Origin of the sequence: Alkaliphilus transvaalensis ATCC 700919 (assembly GCF_000621485.1) — a bacterium.
GTDB classification, from domain to species: Bacteria; Bacillota; Clostridia; order Peptostreptococcales; family Natronincolaceae; genus Alkaliphilus; species Alkaliphilus transvaalensis.
On record NZ_JHYF01000002.1, the window covers coordinates 39,911 to 61,398 of the forward strand.

At 33.0% G+C, this 21,488-nt stretch carries 21 protein-coding genes and 1 tRNA gene; 17 read left to right on the forward strand and 5 right to left on the reverse strand.

Features of this window, described 5'->3' with window-relative positions:
• Window position 1: 1 nt before the first annotated feature.
• Complete coding sequence (locus T335_RS0102465; RefSeq protein ID WP_026476129.1) at window positions 2–610, reverse strand: FMN-binding protein; 609 nt, start codon at window positions 608–610, stop codon at window positions 2–4.
• The gene (locus T335_RS0102470; protein WP_026476130.1) at window positions 607–1,569 is read right to left on the reverse strand and encodes an RnfABCDGE type electron transport complex subunit D; all 963 of its coding nucleotides are present in this window, start codon (window positions 1,567–1,569) and stop codon (window positions 607–609) included. Before T335_RS0102470 ends, T335_RS0102465 begins: the two co-directional genes overlap by 4 nt.
• Window positions 1,570–1,823: 254 nt before the next feature.
• On the opposite strand from T335_RS0102470, the gene T335_RS0102475 reads away from it, so the two are divergent.
• Window positions 1,824–1,900 (forward strand) — tRNA-Val (locus tag T335_RS0102475).
• A gap of 171 nt (window positions 1,901–2,071) precedes the next feature.
• On the opposite strand, the gene T335_RS19660 is transcribed toward T335_RS0102475, so the two are convergent.
• Entirely contained in the window at window positions 2,072–3,319 is a 1,248-nt protein-coding gene (locus tag T335_RS19660; RefSeq protein WP_034327550.1) for a [Fe-Fe] hydrogenase large subunit C-terminal domain-containing protein, read from the reverse strand.
• 542 nt (window positions 3,320–3,861) lie between these two features.
• Between T335_RS19660 and T335_RS0102485 the strand changes: the two genes are divergently transcribed.
• Window positions 3,862–5,007: a dicarboxylate/amino acid:cation symporter gene (locus T335_RS0102485; protein ID WP_026476131.1), complete on the forward strand. Its 1,146-nt coding sequence runs from the start codon at window positions 3,862–3,864 to the stop codon at window positions 5,005–5,007.
• Window positions 5,008–5,134: 127 nt separating this feature from the next.
• Here the strand turns inward: T335_RS0102485 and T335_RS19665 are convergent, their stop codons facing one another.
• Entirely contained in the window at window positions 5,135–5,611 is a 477-nt protein-coding gene (locus tag T335_RS19665; protein ID WP_051569096.1) for an NUDIX domain-containing protein, read from the reverse strand.
• Between the two features lie 252 nt (window positions 5,612–5,863).
• On the opposite strand from T335_RS19665, the gene T335_RS0102495 reads away from it, so the two are divergent.
• The 3 genes from T335_RS0102495 (at window position 5,864) to T335_RS0102505 (ending at window position 8,807) form a co-directional block, all read left to right on the forward strand.
• Window positions 5,864–6,499 (forward strand): hypothetical protein, encoded by a 636-nt coding sequence (locus T335_RS0102495; protein WP_026476132.1) that lies wholly within the window; start codon window positions 5,864–5,866, stop codon window positions 6,497–6,499.
• A gap of 108 nt (window positions 6,500–6,607) precedes the next feature.
• Window positions 6,608–7,888, forward strand: coding sequence for a sensor histidine kinase (locus tag T335_RS0102500; protein ID WP_034327552.1), 1,281 nt, complete (start codon window positions 6,608–6,610; stop codon window positions 7,886–7,888).
• Between the two features lie 13 nt (window positions 7,889–7,901).
• Window positions 7,902–8,807 (forward strand): response regulator, encoded by a 906-nt coding sequence (locus tag T335_RS0102505; protein ID WP_026476134.1) that lies wholly within the window; start codon window positions 7,902–7,904, stop codon window positions 8,805–8,807.
• Between the two features lie 323 nt (window positions 8,808–9,130).
• Here the strand turns inward: T335_RS0102505 and T335_RS0102510 are convergent, their stop codons facing one another.
• On the reverse strand, window positions 9,131–9,937 hold the full coding sequence (locus T335_RS0102510) for an NAD(+)/NADH kinase (RefSeq protein ID WP_026476135.1): 807 nt from the start codon (window positions 9,935–9,937) through the stop codon (window positions 9,131–9,133).
• A gap of 290 nt (window positions 9,938–10,227) precedes the next feature.
• Between T335_RS0102510 and T335_RS0102515 the strand changes: the two genes are divergently transcribed.
• The 12 genes from T335_RS0102515 to T335_RS0102570 all read left to right on the forward strand — a co-directional run bounded on the left by T335_RS0102515 (window position 10,228) and on the right by T335_RS0102570 (window position 21,018).
• On the forward strand, window positions 10,228–11,160 hold the full coding sequence (locus tag T335_RS0102515; RefSeq protein WP_242837236.1) for an RluA family pseudouridine synthase: 933 nt from the start codon (window positions 10,228–10,230) through the stop codon (window positions 11,158–11,160).
• 733 nt (window positions 11,161–11,893) lie between these two features.
• The gene (locus tag T335_RS0102520) at window positions 11,894–12,829 is read left to right on the forward strand and encodes an amidohydrolase family protein (protein WP_026476137.1); all 936 of its coding nucleotides are present in this window, start codon (window positions 11,894–11,896) and stop codon (window positions 12,827–12,829) included.
• A gap of 215 nt (window positions 12,830–13,044) precedes the next feature.
• A complete protein-coding gene (locus tag T335_RS0102525) occupies window positions 13,045–13,656 on the forward strand; it encodes a class I SAM-dependent methyltransferase (protein WP_026476138.1) in 612 nt (203 codons plus the stop codon).
• Window positions 13,657–13,916: 260 nt separating this feature from the next.
• Window positions 13,917–14,366: a DUF5071 domain-containing protein gene (locus T335_RS0102530; RefSeq protein WP_026476139.1), complete on the forward strand. Its 450-nt coding sequence runs from the start codon at window positions 13,917–13,919 to the stop codon at window positions 14,364–14,366.
• A 280-nt stretch (window positions 14,367–14,646) separates the two neighbouring features.
• Window positions 14,647–15,390: a dienelactone hydrolase family protein gene (locus tag T335_RS21470; protein WP_051569097.1), complete on the forward strand. Its 744-nt coding sequence runs from the start codon at window positions 14,647–14,649 to the stop codon at window positions 15,388–15,390.
• Window positions 15,391–15,664: 274 nt separating this feature from the next.
• Window positions 15,665–16,495, forward strand: a complete 831-nt coding sequence (locus T335_RS0102540; protein ID WP_026476140.1) for an ion transporter — start codon at window positions 15,665–15,667, stop codon at window positions 16,493–16,495.
• Window positions 16,496–16,898: 403 nt separating this feature from the next.
• On the forward strand, window positions 16,899–17,156 hold the full coding sequence (locus T335_RS22950) for a TIGR04076 family protein (RefSeq protein WP_026476141.1): 258 nt from the start codon (window positions 16,899–16,901) through the stop codon (window positions 17,154–17,156).
• A gap of 283 nt (window positions 17,157–17,439) precedes the next feature.
• Window positions 17,440–17,937 (forward strand): hypothetical protein, encoded by a 498-nt coding sequence (locus T335_RS0102550; protein ID WP_026476142.1) that lies wholly within the window; start codon window positions 17,440–17,442, stop codon window positions 17,935–17,937.
• 272 nt (window positions 17,938–18,209) lie between these two features.
• Window positions 18,210–18,728, forward strand: coding sequence for a methyltransferase family protein (locus T335_RS0102555; RefSeq protein ID WP_026476143.1), 519 nt, complete (start codon window positions 18,210–18,212; stop codon window positions 18,726–18,728).
• A gap of 285 nt (window positions 18,729–19,013) precedes the next feature.
• Window positions 19,014–19,313 carry a Dabb family protein gene (locus tag T335_RS0102560; protein WP_026476144.1) on the forward strand — a complete coding sequence of 100 codons (300 nt, stop codon included), beginning with the start codon at window positions 19,014–19,016 and terminating at the stop codon, window positions 19,311–19,313.
• 282 nt (window positions 19,314–19,595) lie between these two features.
• On the forward strand, window positions 19,596–20,387 hold the full coding sequence (locus T335_RS0102565; RefSeq protein ID WP_026476145.1) for a hypothetical protein: 792 nt from the start codon (window positions 19,596–19,598) through the stop codon (window positions 20,385–20,387).
• Between the two features lie 55 nt (window positions 20,388–20,442).
• A complete protein-coding gene (locus tag T335_RS0102570; RefSeq protein ID WP_026476146.1) occupies window positions 20,443–21,018 on the forward strand; it encodes a GrpB family protein in 576 nt (191 codons plus the stop codon).
• Window positions 21,019–21,488: the final 470 nt, after the last annotated feature.

Genomic DNA, 21,488 nt, shown 5'->3' on the forward strand with positions numbered 1-21,488 from the left:
ATTATATTTTCCCCTCCATTCCCTTTATGATAGCTTGTAGATTTTCATTAAGAATTCTTCTTACTGCATTGGAGGTACCAGTAGCACCAGATATTGAATCTACTTGTCCATCTGGGTTTGGTCTATAAATAATATAGTTTCCGTCTTCACGGTTAGGGTCAATTTCGATTCCTCTAAATTGTTCTTTATAACTTAGTTCATCAATTCGCCCCCCTAAACCCGGAGTTTCGCTGTGGGATAAAAAATCTACCCCCAATATTTCTGTTAAGTCAGTACTTAGACTAATAAAACCCTTTAGGTGTCCCCATACAGCATCTCCTTCAATAGGGAAGATGTAGCTTACTAAAACATCTTCTTGGTATCCTTCGTAATAGACAAGTCCATTAAAATTCACTTTTTTTACATTATTTTGAAAGATATTACTGACCTCTACAGCTGTTTTATTGTTGAAAGGGATATCGGCTACATAGAGTAAAGACTTATGCTCCCTTAGCTCATCATTTAGTGCCACTGCATCTTTAGTCGCTTCGTTTATAAGTGCTAAAGAACCTGTGAAAACCACAGAAATAACAATCATGAAAAGGATAGAATTATAGTTGAATTTTTTCATGCCGTCACCTGCTTTCTTTTTTGTCTTGCTTTAAGATGTTTGATTCCTTCGTCAAGAATTGGTACAAAGGTGTTCATGATTAAGACAGCAAACATTGCACCCTCAACAAAAATACCAAAACTACGAATAAGAGCGGTAATAACACCGATTAAGACACCATAAATCCACTTACCACTGGTGGTCTTTGGAGCTGTAATTGGTTCTGTAACAAAGAATACAGAAAGTAATAAGAAGCCTCCAGAAAATAGACCAAATAACGGACCAGGAGCTGATGGGTTTAAGAATGATGCTAATGTTGCCATAGCTACAAATCCAATAATTGGTGAGGCCATTAACTTCCAGTCAGCTGTTTTAGTTTTAAGAAGAATGATTGCAGAAATAATGATTAATAGTGCGCTTGTTTCTCCCATTGAACCCGAAGTATTTCCCCAAAAAAGTTGTTGTAGAGGCAACCTTTCACCTGCTTGTCGTAGCATCAAAAGTGGGGTGGATCTACTTACTGTCTCGATAATTGGGGTTGTATATCTAATGAAACCACCTGGAAAACCCGTTGATACAGCATTCCATCTAATGGTTAGATATTCTGGAAAACAGATGTACAGAAAGGTACGGGCTGCTAATGCAGGATTAAATACATTAAAACCGTAACCACCAAAAACTTCTTTAGCAAAGGCTACCCCAAATACAATACCGATGATAGCAACCCAAAAAGGTGTTGATGCTGGTAATGTTAAGGCAAATAAAACACTTGTAACGATGACTGCCTCGGTAACGGGTTTTTTGCTGTTTCTTTTAAATAGGTATTCTGTTAGAACACCAAATGCAGTTACAACACCTATCAAAACCATTGATCTCCAGCCGAAATAATAGATGGTTCCTAACAAAATAGGCGTTAAACTGAACAGTAACTTTCTCATAATTGGTTGTTTCATAAATGAAATGTTAAATATTGCTCCCATTTGTACTGTCCCCCTTAGGAAATGAAATTTAGTTATAATCTACCCACTACTTCAACCCTAAAACAAATAAAAATGTTTATAAACATTAAATGATGTTAAAAGGCTTATCATTTCAATAATGGATATTGAATGACAAAAATAACCATTCTATTAATAGATATGAAATAAATAAGTGAAACTTTAATAAAAAAATTAAATATAATAATTTAATCTTGTAATTATCTGTAATTAGTGCTATATTAATATTACATTCTGAGGATATAGCTCAGCTGGTTAGAGCGCTACGTTGACATCGTAGAGGTCGTTGGTTCGAGTCCAATTATCCTCACCAATTAATTATAACTACCCTTAATAGGTAGTTTTTTTATGTTTGGGATATTTATTTTTAAGTTTTTAATTTAAAAAATAGCAAGGTAAATTTATCGAATACATAAATTTACCTTGCTATAGCTATTTTTTATTTAAATGGATATTTTTAACTGAAGGAATACTTAAAGCAGAACTATTCTGAAGAATTAATTTGATTTTTTAAGATTACAATACAATCTTTCTTATTTGAGAACCCTAAAACAATATCTTCTGCTAAAGCACGGCAGGAGGGGGAACCACATGCACCACAATCAATATTTGGCAGAGTACCTAAGACAGCCTCAATTTGCTGCATTTTTTGTATGGCAGTAGAAATGTTTTCATCAAGTTGGGTGACTTGAAGGGGTTTTAATGATTCGGTTAAACGAAAGTCTTCATGGGAAAACTGAGGTATTTTTACTTTTACACCACAATGAAGATCAATTAGTTTTCTAATTCTATTTCTAGCAACAAAGGAATTCTCGATATTAAGACTACCCCCGATACAACCGTTAGTACAGGCATGACATTCAACAAAGCTAACATCTTTAATTTTATGATACTCGATTTCTTCTAAAACACTGATAACGTTTTCTATTCCATCAACTGAAAGAAAATTGCTTATATTTAAAGATTTACTTTGTCCCCCTGACTTTGCCCAGCCAATCCCCTTATAGGAAGGATAAAAGTCTGGGTGGTAGGCTTCGTTTTTATTGAAATTTTTACTGATTTCAAGAAAAATAGATTGAACCGAAAAAGTTCCACTAATACGAGATTTTTTGATGCCTACAGGTTTCTGAAAGCTAAAGCTTCTTGCAGGGCAAGGTGAAATATAGAAGACTCCAACATCAGCTTCTGCATAACCTAAGGAATCCATCACTTTTTTACGTGCTAAATAAGCAGATATTTCAACTGGAGAATCAATTGGTAAGATATGATCAATCAATTCTGGAAAACGGATTTGAATGAGACGAACAATTGTTGGACATGATGATGAAATAACTGGATAATTATCATGGTTTTCTAAATACTCCTTTGTGAATTCAGTAATTAGATCGGCTGCTCGAGAAATTTCAAAAAAACGATTAAAGCCTAAGGACAAAATATTATTAAGAATTTGAGGCGGCGTAAAAGAGTCATGAAATTGACCATAAAGAACAGGGTCTACTAAAGCAATATTATATTTAAATTTTGAAAGACTCTCTAAAGAGTTTGTAACACCATATCGGGCACGACGAGGACAAGCATGGATGCATTGACCACAGTTAATACAGCGTTCCTTTACAATTTTAGAGTGGCCAGATTTAATACGAATTGCCTCTGTAGGACATTTTTTTAAGCAATTTGTACAACCTACACATTTAGAAGAATCTAGAGCAATGGAATGTATTTGCGAATGCATAAGGATTCCTCCTTAAGTTAATAATAGAAGATAAAATGATATAAGTTTATTATACAATGAATCGGTAAACAAATAAAACTAAATTATTTAAATATTTATATTTATTTAACTTTTCTAGAATTAATTACAGTTTGTTTTTGGGCAAACTGCATAATTATTATAGATTTGTATTAATATAAAACATTTAAAATAATTAAAATATTAAGATATATACAACTAGACTAATTCTCTAGTTTTTATGCTGGTCATTGAAGTTTTCTTATTAAATTGTAGTGAATATAAATTCATAGATGTAGATATGATATAATTTTCTATATTGATTAATTAGTTAAAATGAAACAAAAAAAATGAAAATTTTTAAAAAAGCTGTTTAATATCATGATTTTTAGTATAAAATCTTCAGTAGAAGTAACTTAGATATATATTGTTTTTTTTTGATATAAAAATGTGTTTATAAATGTTGAGTTAATTGAATAAATATAATACAATTATTTAAATTATTAACCATCATTAGTAATAATATGAATTGGAGGAGGACAAGTATGAAAAATTTAGGTTTATTGCCTAGGTTGGTAATTGGGATTATTTTAGGAATTATTATTGGATCTACAGGGGTTGAGTTTTTAACAAGGTTATTGGTAACCTTTACAGGCATCTTCGGAGGCTTTTTAGGATTCATCATACCATTGTTGATTATTGGATTCGTAGCACCAGGGATTGCAGATTTAGGAGTTAAAGCGGGTAGACTTTTAGGTATTACAGCATTAATAGCCTATGCATCAACTGTGTTAGCTGGTATTCTTGCTTATTTAGCAGCAGCTACAATTTTACCTTCTATCATTACTGCAGGTGAAGTAGCTAGTTCTGGTGTTTCTGTAGAGCCATATTTCGAAATTGCAATACCTGCCATTATGGGTGTCATGTCAGCCCTAGTAACAGCCTTTGTATTTGGTTTAGGGATGGCTGCAATTAAAGGAAATACAATGCTTAACTTTATGAAGGAATTCCAAGAAATTATTAATAAGGTAATTCAAAACATTATTATTCCATTATTACCTGTATACATTGCTGGGATATTCGCAAGAATGGCATTCCAAGGTGATGTTGTTGAAACCCTTAGTGTTTTTGGAAGAGTAGTAATTCTTGTATTTGCAGTACATATTGTATATATTGTTCTTCAATATCTGATAGCGGGAACTTATACTGGCAAAAACCCTTTTGCAGCATTAAAAAATATGGTTCCAGCTTATTTAACAGCTATTGGAACACAATCTTCAGCTGCAACAATTCCTGTTACAGTTAGACAAACTAAGTTAAATGGAGTTTCAGATGAGGTTGCTGACTTTGCTGTACCTCTTTGTGCAACAATCCACTTAGCAGGTAGTACAATTACACTTACCTTATGTGCCTTAGCAGTTTTAATGATGAGTGGACAAACCGCAGGAATTGGCGAAATTTTACCATTTGTTATGATGTTAGGGGTTACGATGGTTGCTGCCCCAGGGGTGCCAGGAGGAGCAATTATGGCGGCCTATGGTCTATTAGGAACCATGTTAGGATTTAATGAAGCTCAATTAGCTATTATGATGGCTATTTACGTAGCTCAAGATAGTTTAGGAACAGCAGCAAACGTTACTGGTGATGGAGCAATTGCATTATTAGTAAATAAAATAGCAGGATCAAAATAGTTAATAGAAATATTATATGAGTTATATGAAGTTGTAATAATGAAAAACCCAACGGGCTTTAATTAAATTCCGTTGGGTTTCTTATTGTGATGAAGAAATTGTTTTATATTGTAGGGAACTTCCTCTTTCATATGAATAGGTTAAGAAATGTATGTTCTTCTATGTAGGGATCTATATCAGTAACTCTCTTAAAAGATTGTAACTCTCCTTTTTGATGTTTTTCGATAATGAGTTTTGATAAAGGAATCAAGTTAGGTAAAGCCATAACCTCCTCGTAAGTAAAAAATTCAGCTGCAGAATTTTCATATCCATCAGATGTGGGATGGCCAGAAAGATATTCCATAGTAAAAATTAAATAACAATCAACACATTGATCACTTCTTTGACGTGTTCTTACTGCAACAAGATCTTTAGTTGATGCAATAACGCTGGTTTCCTCAAATAATTCCCGCTTAACAGCATCACTAGGATGTTCTCCGTTTTTTACAAATCCACCTGGGATAATCCATTGTTGATCATATTCTCCGTAGGAATGCTTAACTAATAAATATTTTTTTTGGTGGTATAGAAGGCCCCCTACACCTATAAAGTTGTGATCTTTCATCTCCTTTACCTCCTTTAAGCTATGAATAGTTAAAGTAATAATATCTTATAATACATAAGAAAAATATGTTTTTACCTTAATGAAAATATCCGAAATTAGTTTTAGGTTTGTTGGCATCTAAAGAATTAAACACTACGGGTTATGAAGTGATGAGTTAATTCATAGAAATAGTATAAAGAAATACTCTTAAGTAAAGATTCTTCTTGTGTTAGTATTTCTTTTTTAATATAATGATAATCAAATATAAAGAGGGTGATTAAAATTAATCTTATCTTAACAGAAGCTATAAAAGACTGCAATCTAGAAAAGTTATTTGGATTAGATTTTAATAAAGAGGAATGGATATGGGTCAATAATGAAATATTTGCTGACCTGGCTATGAATGCCATAGATTACGATAGTTATGACGAAAAGGAACTTGTGGATGAAATAAACAAAATTAGCGAAACTGAATTGATTAAAATAGTTAGAGATAAAATGAAGGAGATTGGATGGACGGAAGTTAATCAGCTGTTATTTGAAAAGCTAGAGGACGGATTTAATGCCACAAAAGATATAAATACTTTTATTTTTGCTAAAAAAAAGTTTTTTATGTTAAAGATGATTGCAAAAATGAAGGAATTACAATGGGCTTTAAAGGCTATGGCGGTAGATGCTTTTCAACATTTAACTCCAGAAATTCAGTTAAGGACCCTTTATGAAGAAGATTTTGAGGATAATTTTATGATCTTAGAAGAATTTTTAATAAGTGGTCAATATAAAAAAAATAATTGTGTTTGGAAAGTGATGCCTGAAAATGGGGCATTAGTATTCTACAAGAATAATAAGCAACATCGAGTATGGGCTGAAGGTAATGCAAATTTTATTTTTAATGAATTGTCTAAATAAATGAGGAAATTTTAAATTTCCTCATATTCCTGTATAATAGAGGTAATTATGTCTTGATTAGGTAACTTAATTATGAAAACTATGATCTATTATCGGGGTGATATAATATTGGAATACTTTAACACGAAGAAAAAGAAATTACTGTTGATCTGTTGTGTAACAAGTTTTATGGGGCAAATTTTTATTAATCCATTCTCTACGGATTTTCGTATTTCCTTAAGTGTAGTAGCCTTTTCACTGTTAATTTTTTGGTATAAAGAACTAGAGATTATTCCAACTGCTGTAGTTACTGGTATATTTTTATTTGGCTTTAGAGTTTTGATAACCAAAATATTTACAGAATCTTCACTAATTAATTTAATGATTATTCATTATCCTGTGATAATATATTATTTGACCTTTGGTATCTTTTTACGTCTTTTAAGATTTAGAGAGTACCATAAAGAAGCTTTACTCGCTCTTTTTGTATTAAGTTTTTCTGACAGCCTTTCCAATATAGTGGAGGTAATGATCAGAAGAGAAGGTACTGATCTACAAGGAATAAATACTATTTTTTTTGTAGGTATCCTTAGGGCTTTTATGGCGGTTTTAGTAATGGAATGCACTAGGTATTATGAGCTGTTTTTAAGGAAGGAAGAGCATGAGAAAAGGTATAAACAATTAATTTTACTAACTTCAAACTTGAAGTCAGAAGTATTCTTTTTAAGAAAGTCTATGGATGATATGGAAAATGCTATGGAGAAGAGTTATCAGCTTTATCAGCAATTAAAGGAACTACCAAAAGATCAACTTCAAGAAAAGCCTAATCTAGGTAATTTATCCTTTCAAGCTCTTTCAATAGCAAAGGACATCCATGAAATAAAAAAGGACTATTTGAGGGTATCTGTAGGTCTAGAAAAGGTATTACCAGATATGGAAAACGACAAAGGAATGTATATTAAAGAACTTTTAAATTTAGTTAAAGACAGTTGTGACAACTATTCTATACAGATGGACAAGCAAATTTTGCTTGATTTTAATTATAATAATAATATCTTCATAAAGGAATCATATGAACTAATATCTATTATAAATAATTTAGTAACAAATGGTATTGAAGCGATTGAAAAAAGAGGATTAATTAAAGTAACGGCTAATTCTTCCCATGATTTTCTTGAAATTTATGTTGATGATGATGGAGCAGGCATCGCTTCAAAAAATATAGAAATAATTTTTGAGGCGGGCTACTCAACTAAATTTGATAAATTATCTGGTAAAATGAGTTCGGGAATTGGACTAACCCATGTGGCTTATTTGGTAAAAACTAAATTAGATGGAGAAATATCTGTTAAATCGAAAGAAGGAGAGGGTACATGCTTTAAAGTTACAATACCATTAAAAAATGTTTAAGGGGGCGGGGGACATGGACTTAAATATTTACATAATTGATGATGATATAAGTATTAGACATATTTTAAAGGATATTATTACTTCTAGACAGATCGGAAATATCGTAGGAGAAAGTGACAATGGACAAGAAGGGTTAAGGGATATTCTCTTGTTAAAACCAGACATTGTAATCATAGACTTATTACTACCCTTTATTGATGGCATAGAGTTAGTTTCGTCGGCTAAGACAATAAAGGAAGGCCCATTATTTATTATGATTTCCCAAGTAAGTGCTAAAGATATGGTGGTTAAAGCCTATGAAGAAGGGATAGAATACTTCATTAATAAACCTATTAATGTCAATGAAGTTGTCTCAATATTAAAAAAAGTGATCGAAAAATATAAACTGACTAGAGCATTAAAACATATAGAAAGTGCCTTTAGTCTCTTGGGGGATATGAAGGGGAATAAAATATATGTGAAAGAAGATACGGCAGGTATAAAAGAGCGAATTAAATTAAATTTATCCCATCTAGGAATTTTAGGGGAGACAGGTAGCAAAGACATTGTAGAAATGGCTACAATATTAGCAAATAATAGAATAGCAACAAAGGAAACGTTACCAAGATATAAAACATCTGAAATTTATAAACTGCTTAGTGATCTTTATCGAGAAGAGAAGCGATTGGAGGATGCAAGTGAAAAGGCAATAGAGCAAAGGGTGCGGCGGGCAATAGGGAAGGCCCTAAGAAACATAGCAAGTTTAGGGCTAGAAGATTATGGAGACCTTACCTTTAACACCTATGCTAATACTCTTTTTGACTTTCAAGAGGTTAGAATGGAGATGGATTTTTTAAAAGGTAAATCAAAGTATCGTGGTAAGATTAATGTTAAAAAATTTATTGAAGGGGTAATTTTATTTGCTAACCAAAGGGAATAAACCGTAAAGAATAAAGGCGTAAAATAGATAGGACACTACTCATTAGTAGTGTCCTTATAATTGATGAAATTGCATATTTATATTAATGCAAAATGAAAACCTCGCTGTTTAGAGTTCAATGAGTAATATAAATGACGTTAGAAACTTTCATACTAACAGTTCAATATTATAAACATTTGTAATTAGTATTAAAGTTTATAACAAAGCGACTGCCTCGAAATCTAAGATTTCGCCCATCTGCTTTTCACAATGCACGACTCAGCTTTCATCTTTGGATGAAACGAAAATAAATTCAGAGTTATGATATTATGCAATTTCTTCGTTTATAAAAATTTGTTTTTGACTTTGGTCCAAAACTCAAAACCCTTTAAGCGTAGCATCTTGATGTTTAGGGTTGATAGCTTTAATGATACTTCAATAATACTGCTGTGTCTGTGTTCCATTCCATCACTTACTATTACAATCGAATCTTCGAAACGATATTCTGGATTAACCTTTATGGTGGCACTAGAAGGTAAAATCATGCTAGATGTAAAAGACCGATAGGCATTAGTATTGATAGGGGCCAAGGGACTAACTTGAATAACATCTAGACTAGGATCTACAATAGAACCGCCAATGGAATAATTATAAGCAGTACTTCCAGTGGAAGTGGCTAGAAGAATTCCATCACCACTAAAACGCTGAACCAGTTGATCATTAACTGAGAGGTCTAAATGGATTGTGCGAGACTTATCTCCTTTAATAACAATTTCATTAACAGCAAAGGTATTGATACAATCAGTTCTTGTACAGATGACACCCTCGATAGGGTTAACATCTTCAATAAAATATTCGCCGTTAATATATTTTTCTAGGAAATTATCTATTTCGTCAGGGTTTATTTCAACTAAAAACCCTAGATGACCGGTATTTATTCCCACTATTGGTATTTCTGGAAATTGATGATTATGTAGTGTTCTTAATAAAGAACCATCGCCACCTATGCAAACAATTAATTCTGCATTATAGTCGAAGTCTTCGCAGACATGGTACCCTAATTCTTCAAATTTTCTTTTAACATAGCTAGCCGTATCTATAGAAAATTTAGATTCATTATAGACGATATAAATGATTTTTTTATTACTCATAAGCACTACTCCTTTATAAATATGTTTTATAATGTTCTGTATCTAATGTATGTATCAAAAGTTGAAGTTTTAAACTATTTAATTTAAATTTATTATAATAAATCTAAATTATACAGATTATTATTCACATTTGCAACTTTAAATTTTAGGATTTCATTTTTGTTGTATACATCACCAATGATTTAGTAATTCTATATTTAGATGCTAAATTCCTTTTATAATCTAAAATATCCTTTAAAGATCATAAAAGAGTTGATGTATATTTCTTTTCATAATATAATAGGCATGATATGAAAGAAGGTGAAGAAATGCTGGTTGCAGACCAACAGACAGAAATAAAACTAGTTTATCAAGTTGAAAATGATGATGAAGGCAAAACAGTAAAACAGGTACTAAAAACTAAACTGGACTTTTCAAGTCGCCTACTTACTAAATTAAAGCATGAAAAAATGGTATTTCTTAATAATGAATACGTCAAATATCATGAGGAAGTAAAGGAAGGTGACTATATTAAGGTATTAATGAAAGAGGAGCCAAATCAATTCTTACCTCAAGAGATTCCCTTTGAAGTAGTATATGAAGATGTTGATGTAATCGTTATTAATAAACGACCAGGAATTGTTTCTCATCCTACTAAAAGTCATCCTAACTATACAATCGCTAATGCTGCTACTTATTATTTACATAAGCAAGGTTTAGAATACAGAATAAGATTCGTAAATAGATTAGATATGGATACATCGGGACTGTTAGTGATTGCTAAAAACCCTTATGCCCACCATGTTCTTTCAGAACAGATGCAAGCCGACAAGGTCGAAAAAAGATATATTACCTTTGTTGAAGGGGTTGTTGATAAAGATGAAGAGACAATAGATGCACCTATCTATAGACCAACAGAGGATTCAATTAAACGGGTGGTTGATGTTAGAGGACAACAGTCAATTACCAAATATAAAGTATTAGAAAGGTACCATAATGCCTCAATGTTAGAAGTTGAATTACTTACAGGAAGAACCCATCAGATTAGGGTACATATGAACCATATTGGACATCCCATTATTGGCGATACCTTATACGGTGATCCAGAGGGTAAGTTAATAGATAGACAGGCACTACATGCAGCTTTTCTTAAATTTTATCAACCTAGATATCGACATGGGGTAGAGGTAAGGGCACCATTACCAGAGGATTTACTTCAGCTACAGAATACATTAAAGGGATAACAAGAATGATTATAGATTATAGGCTCTAGCGCTTTTGCTAGGGCTCTTGTATTAATTATAGAACATTAATTAGGAGGGAAATTATAAAAGCTATTTTTGTTTGAAAATTAAGATATTTTTAATGCTCTCTTTAATGACTTAAGTATTTTTTGCTATAAAATTAATTCTAAGAAACTAATGAACGAATAGACAAGATAGAGAAGATAGACAAGATAAACAAGATAGACAAACTGATGAAGAACCTCTTGGTAGATCAATTAATATAAAGATAATAAAGAAAACCGATGGTAAAGTGATATGCTCCCCTTATGGTAGACAGTTAAAATAATAAAAACTGTTTACTGTAAGGTGGAGCAGATCAAAGACGCTGTCGGTTATTTTGTTACTAAAAAAATAGTAAGACATTTAATAAGAATTGTCGAATTTTAAGGGAATTTGGCGAACACTTTAGAAAGGTGTGATAATGAAGCACGTAGAATAGTAGTTATATGAAAATATATGAAAAAAGGTTTTAAATGGCGTCGCATATAGGTAACAAAAAGGGACATCAAGAAAAGGATAAAAAGAGGTAGAGAAAGTTTTTCTTTTACAATTATAAAGATCAAGAAGATTAATAGCACTAGGTTCGCAAATACCTTTTAGATGGGTATGGTTTACGAATATGGGGGCGGTAATATTACGTTAGTCAACATATTAATCTGGTTATGAATCATGATGTAGGGGGTAGAGAAATATGGAGTTTGTTGAAGCATTACAGGTTAGAAATTTTGAATTTTTAAGGCGAACACCTAAATCTGATTTGCACAATCATGCAACACGTGGAGGCAATATAAGAGATTTCTTAAATGACATAGATTTACCACAGAGAAATTTTAGAAGTCTAGATGAGATGCAATATTGGTATGATTCTAATGTTAAGTATCTGTTTTCCGGAAGAGAAGGATTTATTTCCAGGGTTAAGTCGGCATTTAAACAGGCTAAGAATGATGGAGTGACAAGGTTAGCACTAAGTTTTGGTATCGGAGATTCTATTCATTTTACTAATATAGAGGAGTATCTTGCAGAGCTGAAAAGCATTCAGCATTCTATTGCCCCTGAGATAAATTTCATACCTGAACTTTGCCTTGGGCGTACTGATAATATTGAACCGGTAGAAGAGATGTTTGAAGAGGTATTAAGTTATGGTTTCTTCAAGTCTATAGATTTAGTGGGTGATGATAGGTTGCCAGTATCCAATTATAAGAATATTTATCGGAAAGCTAAGAGGAATGGATATATACTTAAGGCACATTTGGGTGAATTTGGGGATGCTGAAAGTATTCGTAAAGGTGTCAATGATTTGGAGCTAGATGAAGTACAGCATGGTATTTCTGCAGTAACATCTAGAGATGTAATGCACTGGTTAAGAGATAATGATGTCCAGCTTAATGTTTGCCCTTCGAGTAATGTAATGTTAAACAGAGTTAACTCTTATGAGAAACATCCGATTAAAGAATTGTTTTATCATGGTATAAGAGTGACAATTAATAGTGATGATATGTTAATCTTTGACCAGAGCGTGACTCAAGATTACTTGAATTTGTATGATAGTGGTTGCTTATCTGCTACTGATTTGAATGTAGTGAGAGGGTTCGGGTTGGACCCAAGTTGTTCTCAGGCTGATGACTAATACGTCGACTAACAGCGAATTGCCAACATGGACAGGGAATCGGAAGGATGTCCACGGCGGCAATTTGCGGAACGTTATATGCCATAGACCCAATATGTTGTTCTCTTATTTAATATTGCAAAAAATAAATTTAAATGAGAAATAAATTATAAAATTAACAACAGAGCTAATGCTCGGTATTCTGATAATAAATTAGAAGATTATGGAGGTATATCATGAGTAATGTAGTGAAAGATGTTTTAAGACAGTCATATAATAATCACGCTAGCGAAAGAGAAGAAAGCGATATGGAAAGCTGGAAAATAAACATAAGAAGTGAATTTTTACAATTAATATTAAATGAGAAAAAGTCCACTATTTTGGATATTGGAGCAGGGACTGGAAAGGACAGCGAGTTTTTTCAAAAGAATGATATTAACGTAATAGCAGTAGATTTATCAGAAGAAATGATAAAAATATGTAGAGAAAAATCTATTGAATCTTATGAATTAGATTTTCATAATCTTCATAAAATAGGTAAAAATTTTGATGCAATTTGGGCAATGAATTCTTTACTACATGTTGAAAAGCTAAATATAAACTTAGTGTTAGAAGAAATAAAAAGTGTTTTAAAACCTTCTGGGCTATTTTTTATGGGAGTATATGGTGGAGAAGATTTTGAAGGAATATGGGAGAAAGATATCTACAATCCACCTCGTTTTTTTTCATTTTACACTGATGATAATATTCAAAGAGTTGTCTCAAGTTATTTTGACATAATAAACTTTCAGAAAATTGACACAGGAGGAAAATACTATTTTCAATCTCTAATTATGAGACGAAAATAATGTTTTTCTAAAAATTGTTCTATCACTACGGTATACAAACAATGTGTTTACAGAAGGTGCTGGGGGGGAAGGTCAGTAAAACTTAGTCCATAACCATATCAGAGAAAGGTCAGAGCATCACATCCCTTCACCGGGAGCACAGCTCCACCAAGGGGAAGGGTCATGCGGGTCCAGTTCAGGGACGTTGCAGACACAGAGTCGTTATGTGTAATGGCAATTTCGGGGTTGAATATGAAGTTTTATTATTTAGGAGATTGAATATGCTGATTAAAGAATTAATTGCTGATTTGGATTGGGGTAAACCTAGAGAAATTCAAGAGAATGCAATAAGAAGACTTAAAGAAATTGATGATGAGGATATAGTATTATTGGCTAAACAGTCGAATGATATCTGTCACAAAGGCTGCTGGCAAAATGCTGCACTTGTGTTGAAGTTAATAGATTATCCTCGAATTAAGCCGGCTTTGCCCTACATTATGCAATGGTTCCAAGATATAAATTGGCCTGAGGTTTATACAATCATAGAAATTTTACGTGATGCCAAACCGTTTGAATTGATACCTTATATAGAAGAAGCTTCAAAAAGAGCAATAATAGATGAGGATGGATTGTGGGCACTTGGTATTGTCTTCTTGCTAGAAAAGTTAGAGCTAAACCATAAAATAAACAGCGATATATATAATCAATTGGTTTGCTTATCCAATGACTAAATCTCGAAATCGATACTAATCATTGCTTTGGGGGTTGTCACTACATATAACATGACCATTCCCAAGGGGGTGAAAGAAGCACCGTCATGAAGAAAGTCTCTGTATTAATTGTAATCTAGCTAGGTCAGCACCACATCTTCTCACTGGGTACAAGCACCGCCAAGGGGTATCCCTCTGAGGTCCAGTTCAAAGGTGTCGCAAATGCTAAACGTTAGACGAAGTAAATTGCTTAGAAAATTGATTAAGTAATCAATGATGAGGTTAAGGGGAGATGCTAAGAATGGAATGGTCAATATTTAAACAGGAGAATGCATTTGTGATGATCACTGAAGAAAAAGTAGGCGATGCTCCCTACCTAAGCTTTAGACCAAAAGAATATACTGGAGCACTACCAACTGTTATTTATTATCATGGGTCCCATTCAAGTAAAGAATTTATAAGATTTCAAGCAATGTCAATTGCCAGTTTTGGTTATCAAGTGATTGTGCCCGATGCATTATACCATGGTGAAAGAGGGTCAACAAAACTTGATGTTCCAAAATTTGTAGAAAAACATGTATGGGAAATAATGCTTAAGAGTATTGAAAAATCCGATGTGATTATTAAAAATGTAATAGAAAAGCATGGAGCTGACCCAACTAGAATAGGTGTAATGGGAGATTCGATGGGAGCAATAACAGCTGGGGGAGTTTTCGTTAAGCATGAAAATATAAAATGTCTGTCTGGATTTAATGGAGCGTTTGCTTGGCAAGATTGCATAAAAATGAATATCTTGCCATTGAGTGAACTTTATAAAGATGAAATTGAGTTATATGATCCAATGACAAATGAAGAAAAAATAAAAGAGAGAGCTATTTCTATTTTTCACGGAGTAGAAGATACATCTATACCTATTGAAATACAGAGAAAGTTTGTTGATAGAATGAAATCAATTTACACAAATCAGGAAAAATTGCAGCTAATAGAATTTAGTAACGTTAACCATAGAGTGACCATAAGTATGGTTGAAAATTTAATTACATAGTTAAATGCAAATCTTTAATGTAAAGAAGAGTTTGCTTGCTGAAACTAAACAATTATTAAATCACAATTTAAATCTCTAACAAGTATTCCCACAAGGATGCTGGTGGGCAAGTGTCTAGGGAACGGTCAGGGCACCACACCTTCTCACTGGGGACAAGTACTGCCAAGAGGGTATTCCTCTTAAGGTCCAGTTCGAAGGCGTCGGGAATGGTAGTGACGTTATAAGACAGCACTTTGCAAAGTCTCTACTATCTTAAGTTTTTGGAGGGGATAACGTGTTGATATTAGAAAAAAATTTTAAGCTAAGGGTCTTTGAGATTATCGAAAAAGGTGAAGAAGATGATTTTCTAAGTCGCTTATTTGATTATTTTATTGTAAGTATGATAATACTTAATGTCTTAGCAATTATATTGGAATCATTTTATTCAGTTTATTTAAGATATGGTTATTTATTTAAGAGTTTTGAAATTATATCAGTTGCTATATTTAGCTTAGAGTATATTTTAAGAGTCTGGACAGCCGATCAAAAATATAAAGATAAAAAGAAGATTTTTGCTAGTATCTTATTCATTATATCACCAATCGCATTAATAGATTTATTTGCTATCTTACCATTTTACCTACCAATGATTATTCCTTTTGATTTGAGATTCTTAAGAATGCTTAGAATAACAAGATTGATGAGAATATTTAAGTTAAACAGGTATTCTAATGCATTAAGCTTAGTTGGTAGAGTCTTAAAGAATAAAAAGGAAGAGTTAATTATAACCATTTCGATTACATTCCTTTTAGTTTTATTTGCTTCAACGCTCATGTACTACATAGAACAGGATGTACAACCAGACGTATTTCCAAACATTATCGCTGCTTTTTGGTGGGCTGTTGCTACTTTAACAACCGTTGGTTATGGTGATGTATATCCAATTACTGTGTGGGGAAAGATTTTGAGTGGTTTAATTGCAGTACTTGGTATAGGTTTAGTAGCGTTACCTACTGGTATTATTAGTTCCGGCTTTATGGAAGAGCTTTCTCAAAATAATAATCAGAATGATACTGTGAAAAGCGCAAAATATTGTAAACATTGTGGTGAAAAGATTAATGATTAGAGTAATTATAAATTTAGAGATCATGCCGTCTTATAACAATGTTTTTTCTCAAGGGTGCCAGAAGCACGTGTCAAGGGAAAGGTCAGAGCACACACCTTCTCACTGGGAACGAAGTTCTATCTATTGGATCCAGCTCGAAGGCGTTGTAAACACGAGACCCTTATATGACATATGGTGCAAAAAAAATTAAGAAGATATTCAAGACATTATAACTATAAAAAAGAATGTGACAGATTAGTCGTTATTTTAATCTACTATAATTAGCTTAAACTTGCTGATAATGTAGGATCATGAAAATTATAATGTAGGTAGATTTTTCAAGCTGTTTCATAGTAAGAAAAGCTATAAATATACTTTGATAAGCGAAAAGAAGTTGAAAGAAAATAAGAGGAAGGGAAAATATATGAAAGTCAAATTAACCGTTTTAGAAAGCAAGTGCCGAGGAAATTTTCATAAGGTAGGAGATATTTATGAAGTTATAGATATTTGTCCTCCTATTTGTCATGAACTATGGCAGAGTATGTATCCTAGTATCTATACATTGTTAAATAATGGTGACTTGGATTACGGGAATACAAGGTCAAAGGAATTTAAAATGAGGTGTCCGGATAATGGGAGAGTTTTAATACGTGGCGAAATAATTGATGACTGTAAGTACTAGATAATAATTATAGAAATATTTGAAAATATGATAGATTTTAATAGAGGTGGTCTCTGGGGGAGCACCAACCATCATATAACAAAATTTTTGGCGTACGGGTGCTGCCTGCATGTGTCAATGGAAAGGTCAGGCGCGTCCAGTTCGAAGGCGCCGCAAACACAGAGACGTTATATGACAGACGGACCGAGCATGGCGGCACTATCAGAGAACTGATTTATGTTAGTGTGAATTCAAGAGAATTGCAATCCAACTAAGTAGTTAATATTATAGGAGGTTGTTGAACATGCAATACTTTGATTACTTGAATATAAATAAGGGAGTATTAGTAGATCAATTAGAAATTTTAATGAATAGATACAAAGTAGAGTCTGTGGGTTCTGGGTATATTGATTGTATCGTTCATAAAGATAACCTTGAAGCATTTATCATGGAGTTAAGTAAGTTAGGAGTACTTATAACAGCAGTCAGCTGGTGGTGTTATGTTAATCCAAATGAATTAAGTCAAAACGGATGCCCACATGGAATGGGAGGACCAAAATCCAAATATTACGAAGGTTGGTTTAGCGAATTACAGAATGAAATGTATGAGCTTGATGAGCCAGCTATAAAAAGCACAGTGGAAGAATATGACAAGCACTTGATTGGTATATTTAATTTAAAAGTTTTAAACAGAGTATGGAAGAGGCTTGAAAAGCCTTTCAGATATACACCTAATGATTATATTATGGGAAATAAATGTCTTACTCCTGCCTTATGGCTACTTGTTCCTGATGATTGGTAAAGAGAAGATTAATAGAGTCATTTTAGACAATAACTTGAGTGAGTGTCCATCATATAACCACGCATTTGCATAAAGGTGCTGGAACCACGTTTTTCGGGCAGGTTCAGCACCACACCTTCTCACTGGGTGCACGCTAAAGGGTTATTCCTTTAGGGCCCAGTTCGAAGACGTCGTAAAGACGGTTCCGTTCTACGACATATCGTGCAAAAGCGGCGCCGTCTTGGCACGGACAAAAAAATTAAAAACCTTGAATCTTGAAAGTAGGGGACAAAATGAATGCATTTATAACAGTTATACCAATTATTCTTATTAGGTATGGACTATTAAATATGATAAATAAAGAAGCACTTAAACGTGCAAGTTTCTTTGCTCCGTTAATAGGAAGAGAAAAAGCAGCATTCTGGGTTTATCAAATTACAACTGCCTTGATACTGATATATTTATTCTTACTCAAAATCAAAACTGACTCTGTTTGGTTTTACATAGGTGTGATAATATATGGTTTAGGAATCATTTTATATGTCGTATCTATAATAAGTTACTCTATACCTAAAAAGAGCGGGATAAATTTAAGTGGGCTGTATGGAGTATCGCGTAATCCAATGTACGTTGCATATTTCATTTATTTTTTAGGATGTGTGTTGTTAACTCGTTCATGGATATTGTTTTTGTTGTTAATAAGTTTTCAAATATCAGTACACTGGATTATTCTTTCGGAAGAAAGATGGTGTATTTGGAAATTCGGAGAAGAGTATATAAAATATATGAATAAAGTGAGACGTTATATTTAATAGTTACGACTTAACTTTATTATTCAAGTGAAAGTTTAGATTATTTATGCCTAGAGGTTTAGCGGTGATTATTTTAGGCAATGCCGTTTGTAACACAGTCTGAGTCTGGGGGAACGATATGTGGTAGAACAGCGTATTACCAAAGTTTGAGATAATATGAGTGTAGTAACCAGACCTTCGGGAATACGTAAAACGTTATATGGCAGTAAAGTGAAGAGTGTACATAAATGAAAATGGGAAATAAGCAAAATAGTTAGAAAAATGAGATGTTTGGAGGGATAAGTTGTGATCAGGCATATTGTTGCATGGAATTATATGGATGGATTTTGTGATGAAGAAAACCAAGAAAATGCAGAAAAGGTAAAATATGAGTTGGAGAATTTGAAGAATCTCATCAGTGAAATAGTAGAAATGAAAGTTATTCTTAATCCTGCGAAAACGAGCAATAGAAAAGTTGTATTAATTAGTCTTTTTTATACAGAACAGGATTTGGCCAATTATCAAGTTCACCCTGAACACAAACGGGTAAGTCAATTTGTGGGGTCTGTCATGAAAGATAGAGTGTGCTTAGATTTGTTCGAATAACATAACCACAGTTGATATTTTAATATATAATACTCAACTACTTGCAAGATATTTTAAAAAGAGAAATGAAAAATAGAAGGTGCTCTGTCGTGGATCTTGAGTGATTCCGCCACATAACAATGTGTTTACAGAAGGTGCTGGAGGGCACGTTTTTGGGGGAAAGATCAGCGCACCACATTCCTTCACCAGGAGCTTAGCTCAGCGAGAAACGGCTTAAGGTGTCCGGTTTAGGGACGTGGCAAACACGGAAACGTTATCTGAAAAAAATCACAGGAGGTATATATGGTGCTAAAAAAAGTGATTAAATCATGCATGATAAAAAATGAGTATGAGGAGTTTGTAGAGCAATTTCTACTGAGGGTCTTGAAAAAATTAGGAGATAATGTTCATAGTATTTATATTTGTGGTTCAATCCCAAAAGGAAAGGCAGAACTATATAAATCAGACGCTGACTTTACTATAGTTTGCAAAAGTTTAGAGAGGAATATAGATAAAGATGAAATAGTCAAAATTAAGTCTGAGTTATTAAATGAGTATCCATTTGTTACAAAGATTGATACAACAATAATTACATTAAGCGATGTAAAAAGTAAACCCCTAGATTGGGGATTTTGGATAAAAATTATATGTTATTGTATTTACGGAGTAGATTTGGGAGAAGAAGTGCCTGAGTTGATTACTGATTCAGAGTTGATTTTAAGTTTACTTTCTGATTTTGAGGAATCTATAAATAAGCTAAAATATACACTTGATAATACAAAAGATAAAGGTGATGTAGGGAAAACTATCAGAGGTTATTCGAAACGATTAATTAGGAGCTTATATACATTGATTTTAGAAGATGTGGGCGAATGGCAAGATGATATTTTGGAGATGAAAAATGCACTTAGTATTTATATGAAAGAAAACAGTCTATTAGTGGATAACCTGTACTTGTACTATATCAATCAACAAAGTGATCTGGCAGCATTCGAGAGCTGGGCAGATCAAGCAAGTAATATTATATATAGTAGGTTGGAGCAATTGGCTGCTTCGAGGAATTTCATTGTAAAAGATGATTTGAAATGCGTGTAGCTTACATTTATTTGATATAGTTTAATATTAATTATTTTGTGGAGGGAATGATGAAATGAGACAGGATTTTTCTAATGTATCAAACAAAAAGCTTTCTGAGTTATTTCCAGTTTTACTAGAACCACATAATTCTGCTTGGATAGATTATTATTTTGTTGAAAGGGATTTTTTGCAATCTGTTTTCGGAGATACAATTTTAAGAATTAATCACATTGGAAGTTCTTCTGTGCCAGGGCTTATAGCAAAGCCTACTATTGATATATTAGTTGAAATTCCTCATGATATTGATTTATCAGCAATCACGGAAAAAATGAAAGATGAAGGTTATGTTGTGAATAATCCTAAAAAGGACATCATTATGTACTTGAAAGGATATACACCAAGAGGTTTTGAAGGGCAATGTGTGCATATTCATGTAAGACATTACGATGATTGGGATGAATTATACTTTAGAGATTATTTAATTTCATATCCTAATATTGCTCATGAATATGGGAAGCTAAAACTTAAGTTAAAAGAACAATATCCTCATGATAGAGATGGATACACTGAAGCAAAGGGAGTTTTTGTTAAGAAATATTCGGAATATGCACGTGCTGAATTTCCTTATAGATATATTCCAGTAAAATGAGCATAATCCTTAGCATACATTTTTGTGTATTCTGCGTTTGGGAGAGTATTTTTGCGCACCCCTTCTCACTGGGTACAAGCACCGCTAAGAAGAAGGGCGGCGCCGGTACAGTTCGGAGGCGCCGGAGATACGGAGACGTTATGGGAAAGTGCTTACAACAAGAAAAAATTAGGAGGTAAAAAATGTTTGGAAGTATAACAATTACAAACTTATCAGATGAGATGTTTAACGATGGTCTTTTATTTTTTCTGAATTAGCCCAAGCCACCACAAATACTTATGAAAAATGGAGATATTTTAGGACTTCTATTTTATGTTTTTGTTCTTCAGCAGAGGCATGGATAAGTAAGTTGATCTATTTGAGCTTAAAAAATAGAGAAGAGAGACTCAATGATGATGAACAAAAACTTTTACAATTTTTAGAGACTCCCAATAAAGGAATGCTGAAGGTTTCACTAGAATTGATAAGCG

Excerpts from the sequence above, each read along its gene's own strand:
- T335_RS0102465 (WP_026476129.1), bottom strand. The coding sequence starts at position 610 with ATGAAAAAATTCAACTATAATTCTATCCTTTTCATGATTGTTATTTCT.
- T335_RS0102470 (WP_026476130.1), bottom strand. The coding sequence starts at position 1,569 with ATGGGAGCAATATTTAACATTTCATTTATGAAACAACCAATTATGAGA.
- T335_RS19660 (WP_034327550.1), bottom strand. The coding sequence starts at position 3,319 with ATGCATTCGCAAATACATTCCATTGCTCTAGATTCTTCTAAATGTGTA.
- T335_RS0102485 (WP_026476131.1), top strand. The coding sequence starts at position 3,862 with ATGAAAAATTTAGGTTTATTGCCTAGGTTGGTAATTGGGATTATTTTA.
- T335_RS19665 (WP_051569096.1), bottom strand. The coding sequence starts at position 5,611 with ATGAAAGATCACAACTTTATAGGTGTAGGGGGCCTTCTATACCACCAA.
- T335_RS0102505 (WP_026476134.1), top strand. The coding sequence starts at position 7,902 with ATGGACTTAAATATTTACATAATTGATGATGATATAAGTATTAGACAT.
- T335_RS0102510 (WP_026476135.1), bottom strand. The coding sequence starts at position 9,937 with ATGAGTAATAAAAAAATCATTTATATCGTCTATAATGAATCTAAATTT.
- T335_RS0102515 (WP_242837236.1), top strand. The coding sequence starts at position 10,228 with ATGAAAGAAGGTGAAGAAATGCTGGTTGCAGACCAACAGACAGAAATA.
- T335_RS0102520 (WP_026476137.1), top strand. The coding sequence starts at position 11,894 with ATGGAGTTTGTTGAAGCATTACAGGTTAGAAATTTTGAATTTTTAAGG.
- T335_RS0102525 (WP_026476138.1), top strand. The coding sequence starts at position 13,045 with ATGAGTAATGTAGTGAAAGATGTTTTAAGACAGTCATATAATAATCAC.
- T335_RS0102530 (WP_026476139.1), top strand. The coding sequence starts at position 13,917 with ATGCTGATTAAAGAATTAATTGCTGATTTGGATTGGGGTAAACCTAGA.
- T335_RS21470 (WP_051569097.1), top strand. The coding sequence starts at position 14,647 with ATGGAATGGTCAATATTTAAACAGGAGAATGCATTTGTGATGATCACT.
- T335_RS22950 (WP_026476141.1), top strand. The coding sequence starts at position 16,899 with ATGAAAGTCAAATTAACCGTTTTAGAAAGCAAGTGCCGAGGAAATTTT.
- T335_RS0102550 (WP_026476142.1), top strand. The coding sequence starts at position 17,440 with ATGCAATACTTTGATTACTTGAATATAAATAAGGGAGTATTAGTAGAT.
- T335_RS0102555 (WP_026476143.1), top strand. The coding sequence starts at position 18,210 with ATGAATGCATTTATAACAGTTATACCAATTATTCTTATTAGGTATGGA.
- T335_RS0102565 (WP_026476145.1), top strand. The coding sequence starts at position 19,596 with ATGGTGCTAAAAAAAGTGATTAAATCATGCATGATAAAAAATGAGTAT.
- T335_RS0102570 (WP_026476146.1), top strand. The coding sequence starts at position 20,443 with ATGAGACAGGATTTTTCTAATGTATCAAACAAAAAGCTTTCTGAGTTA.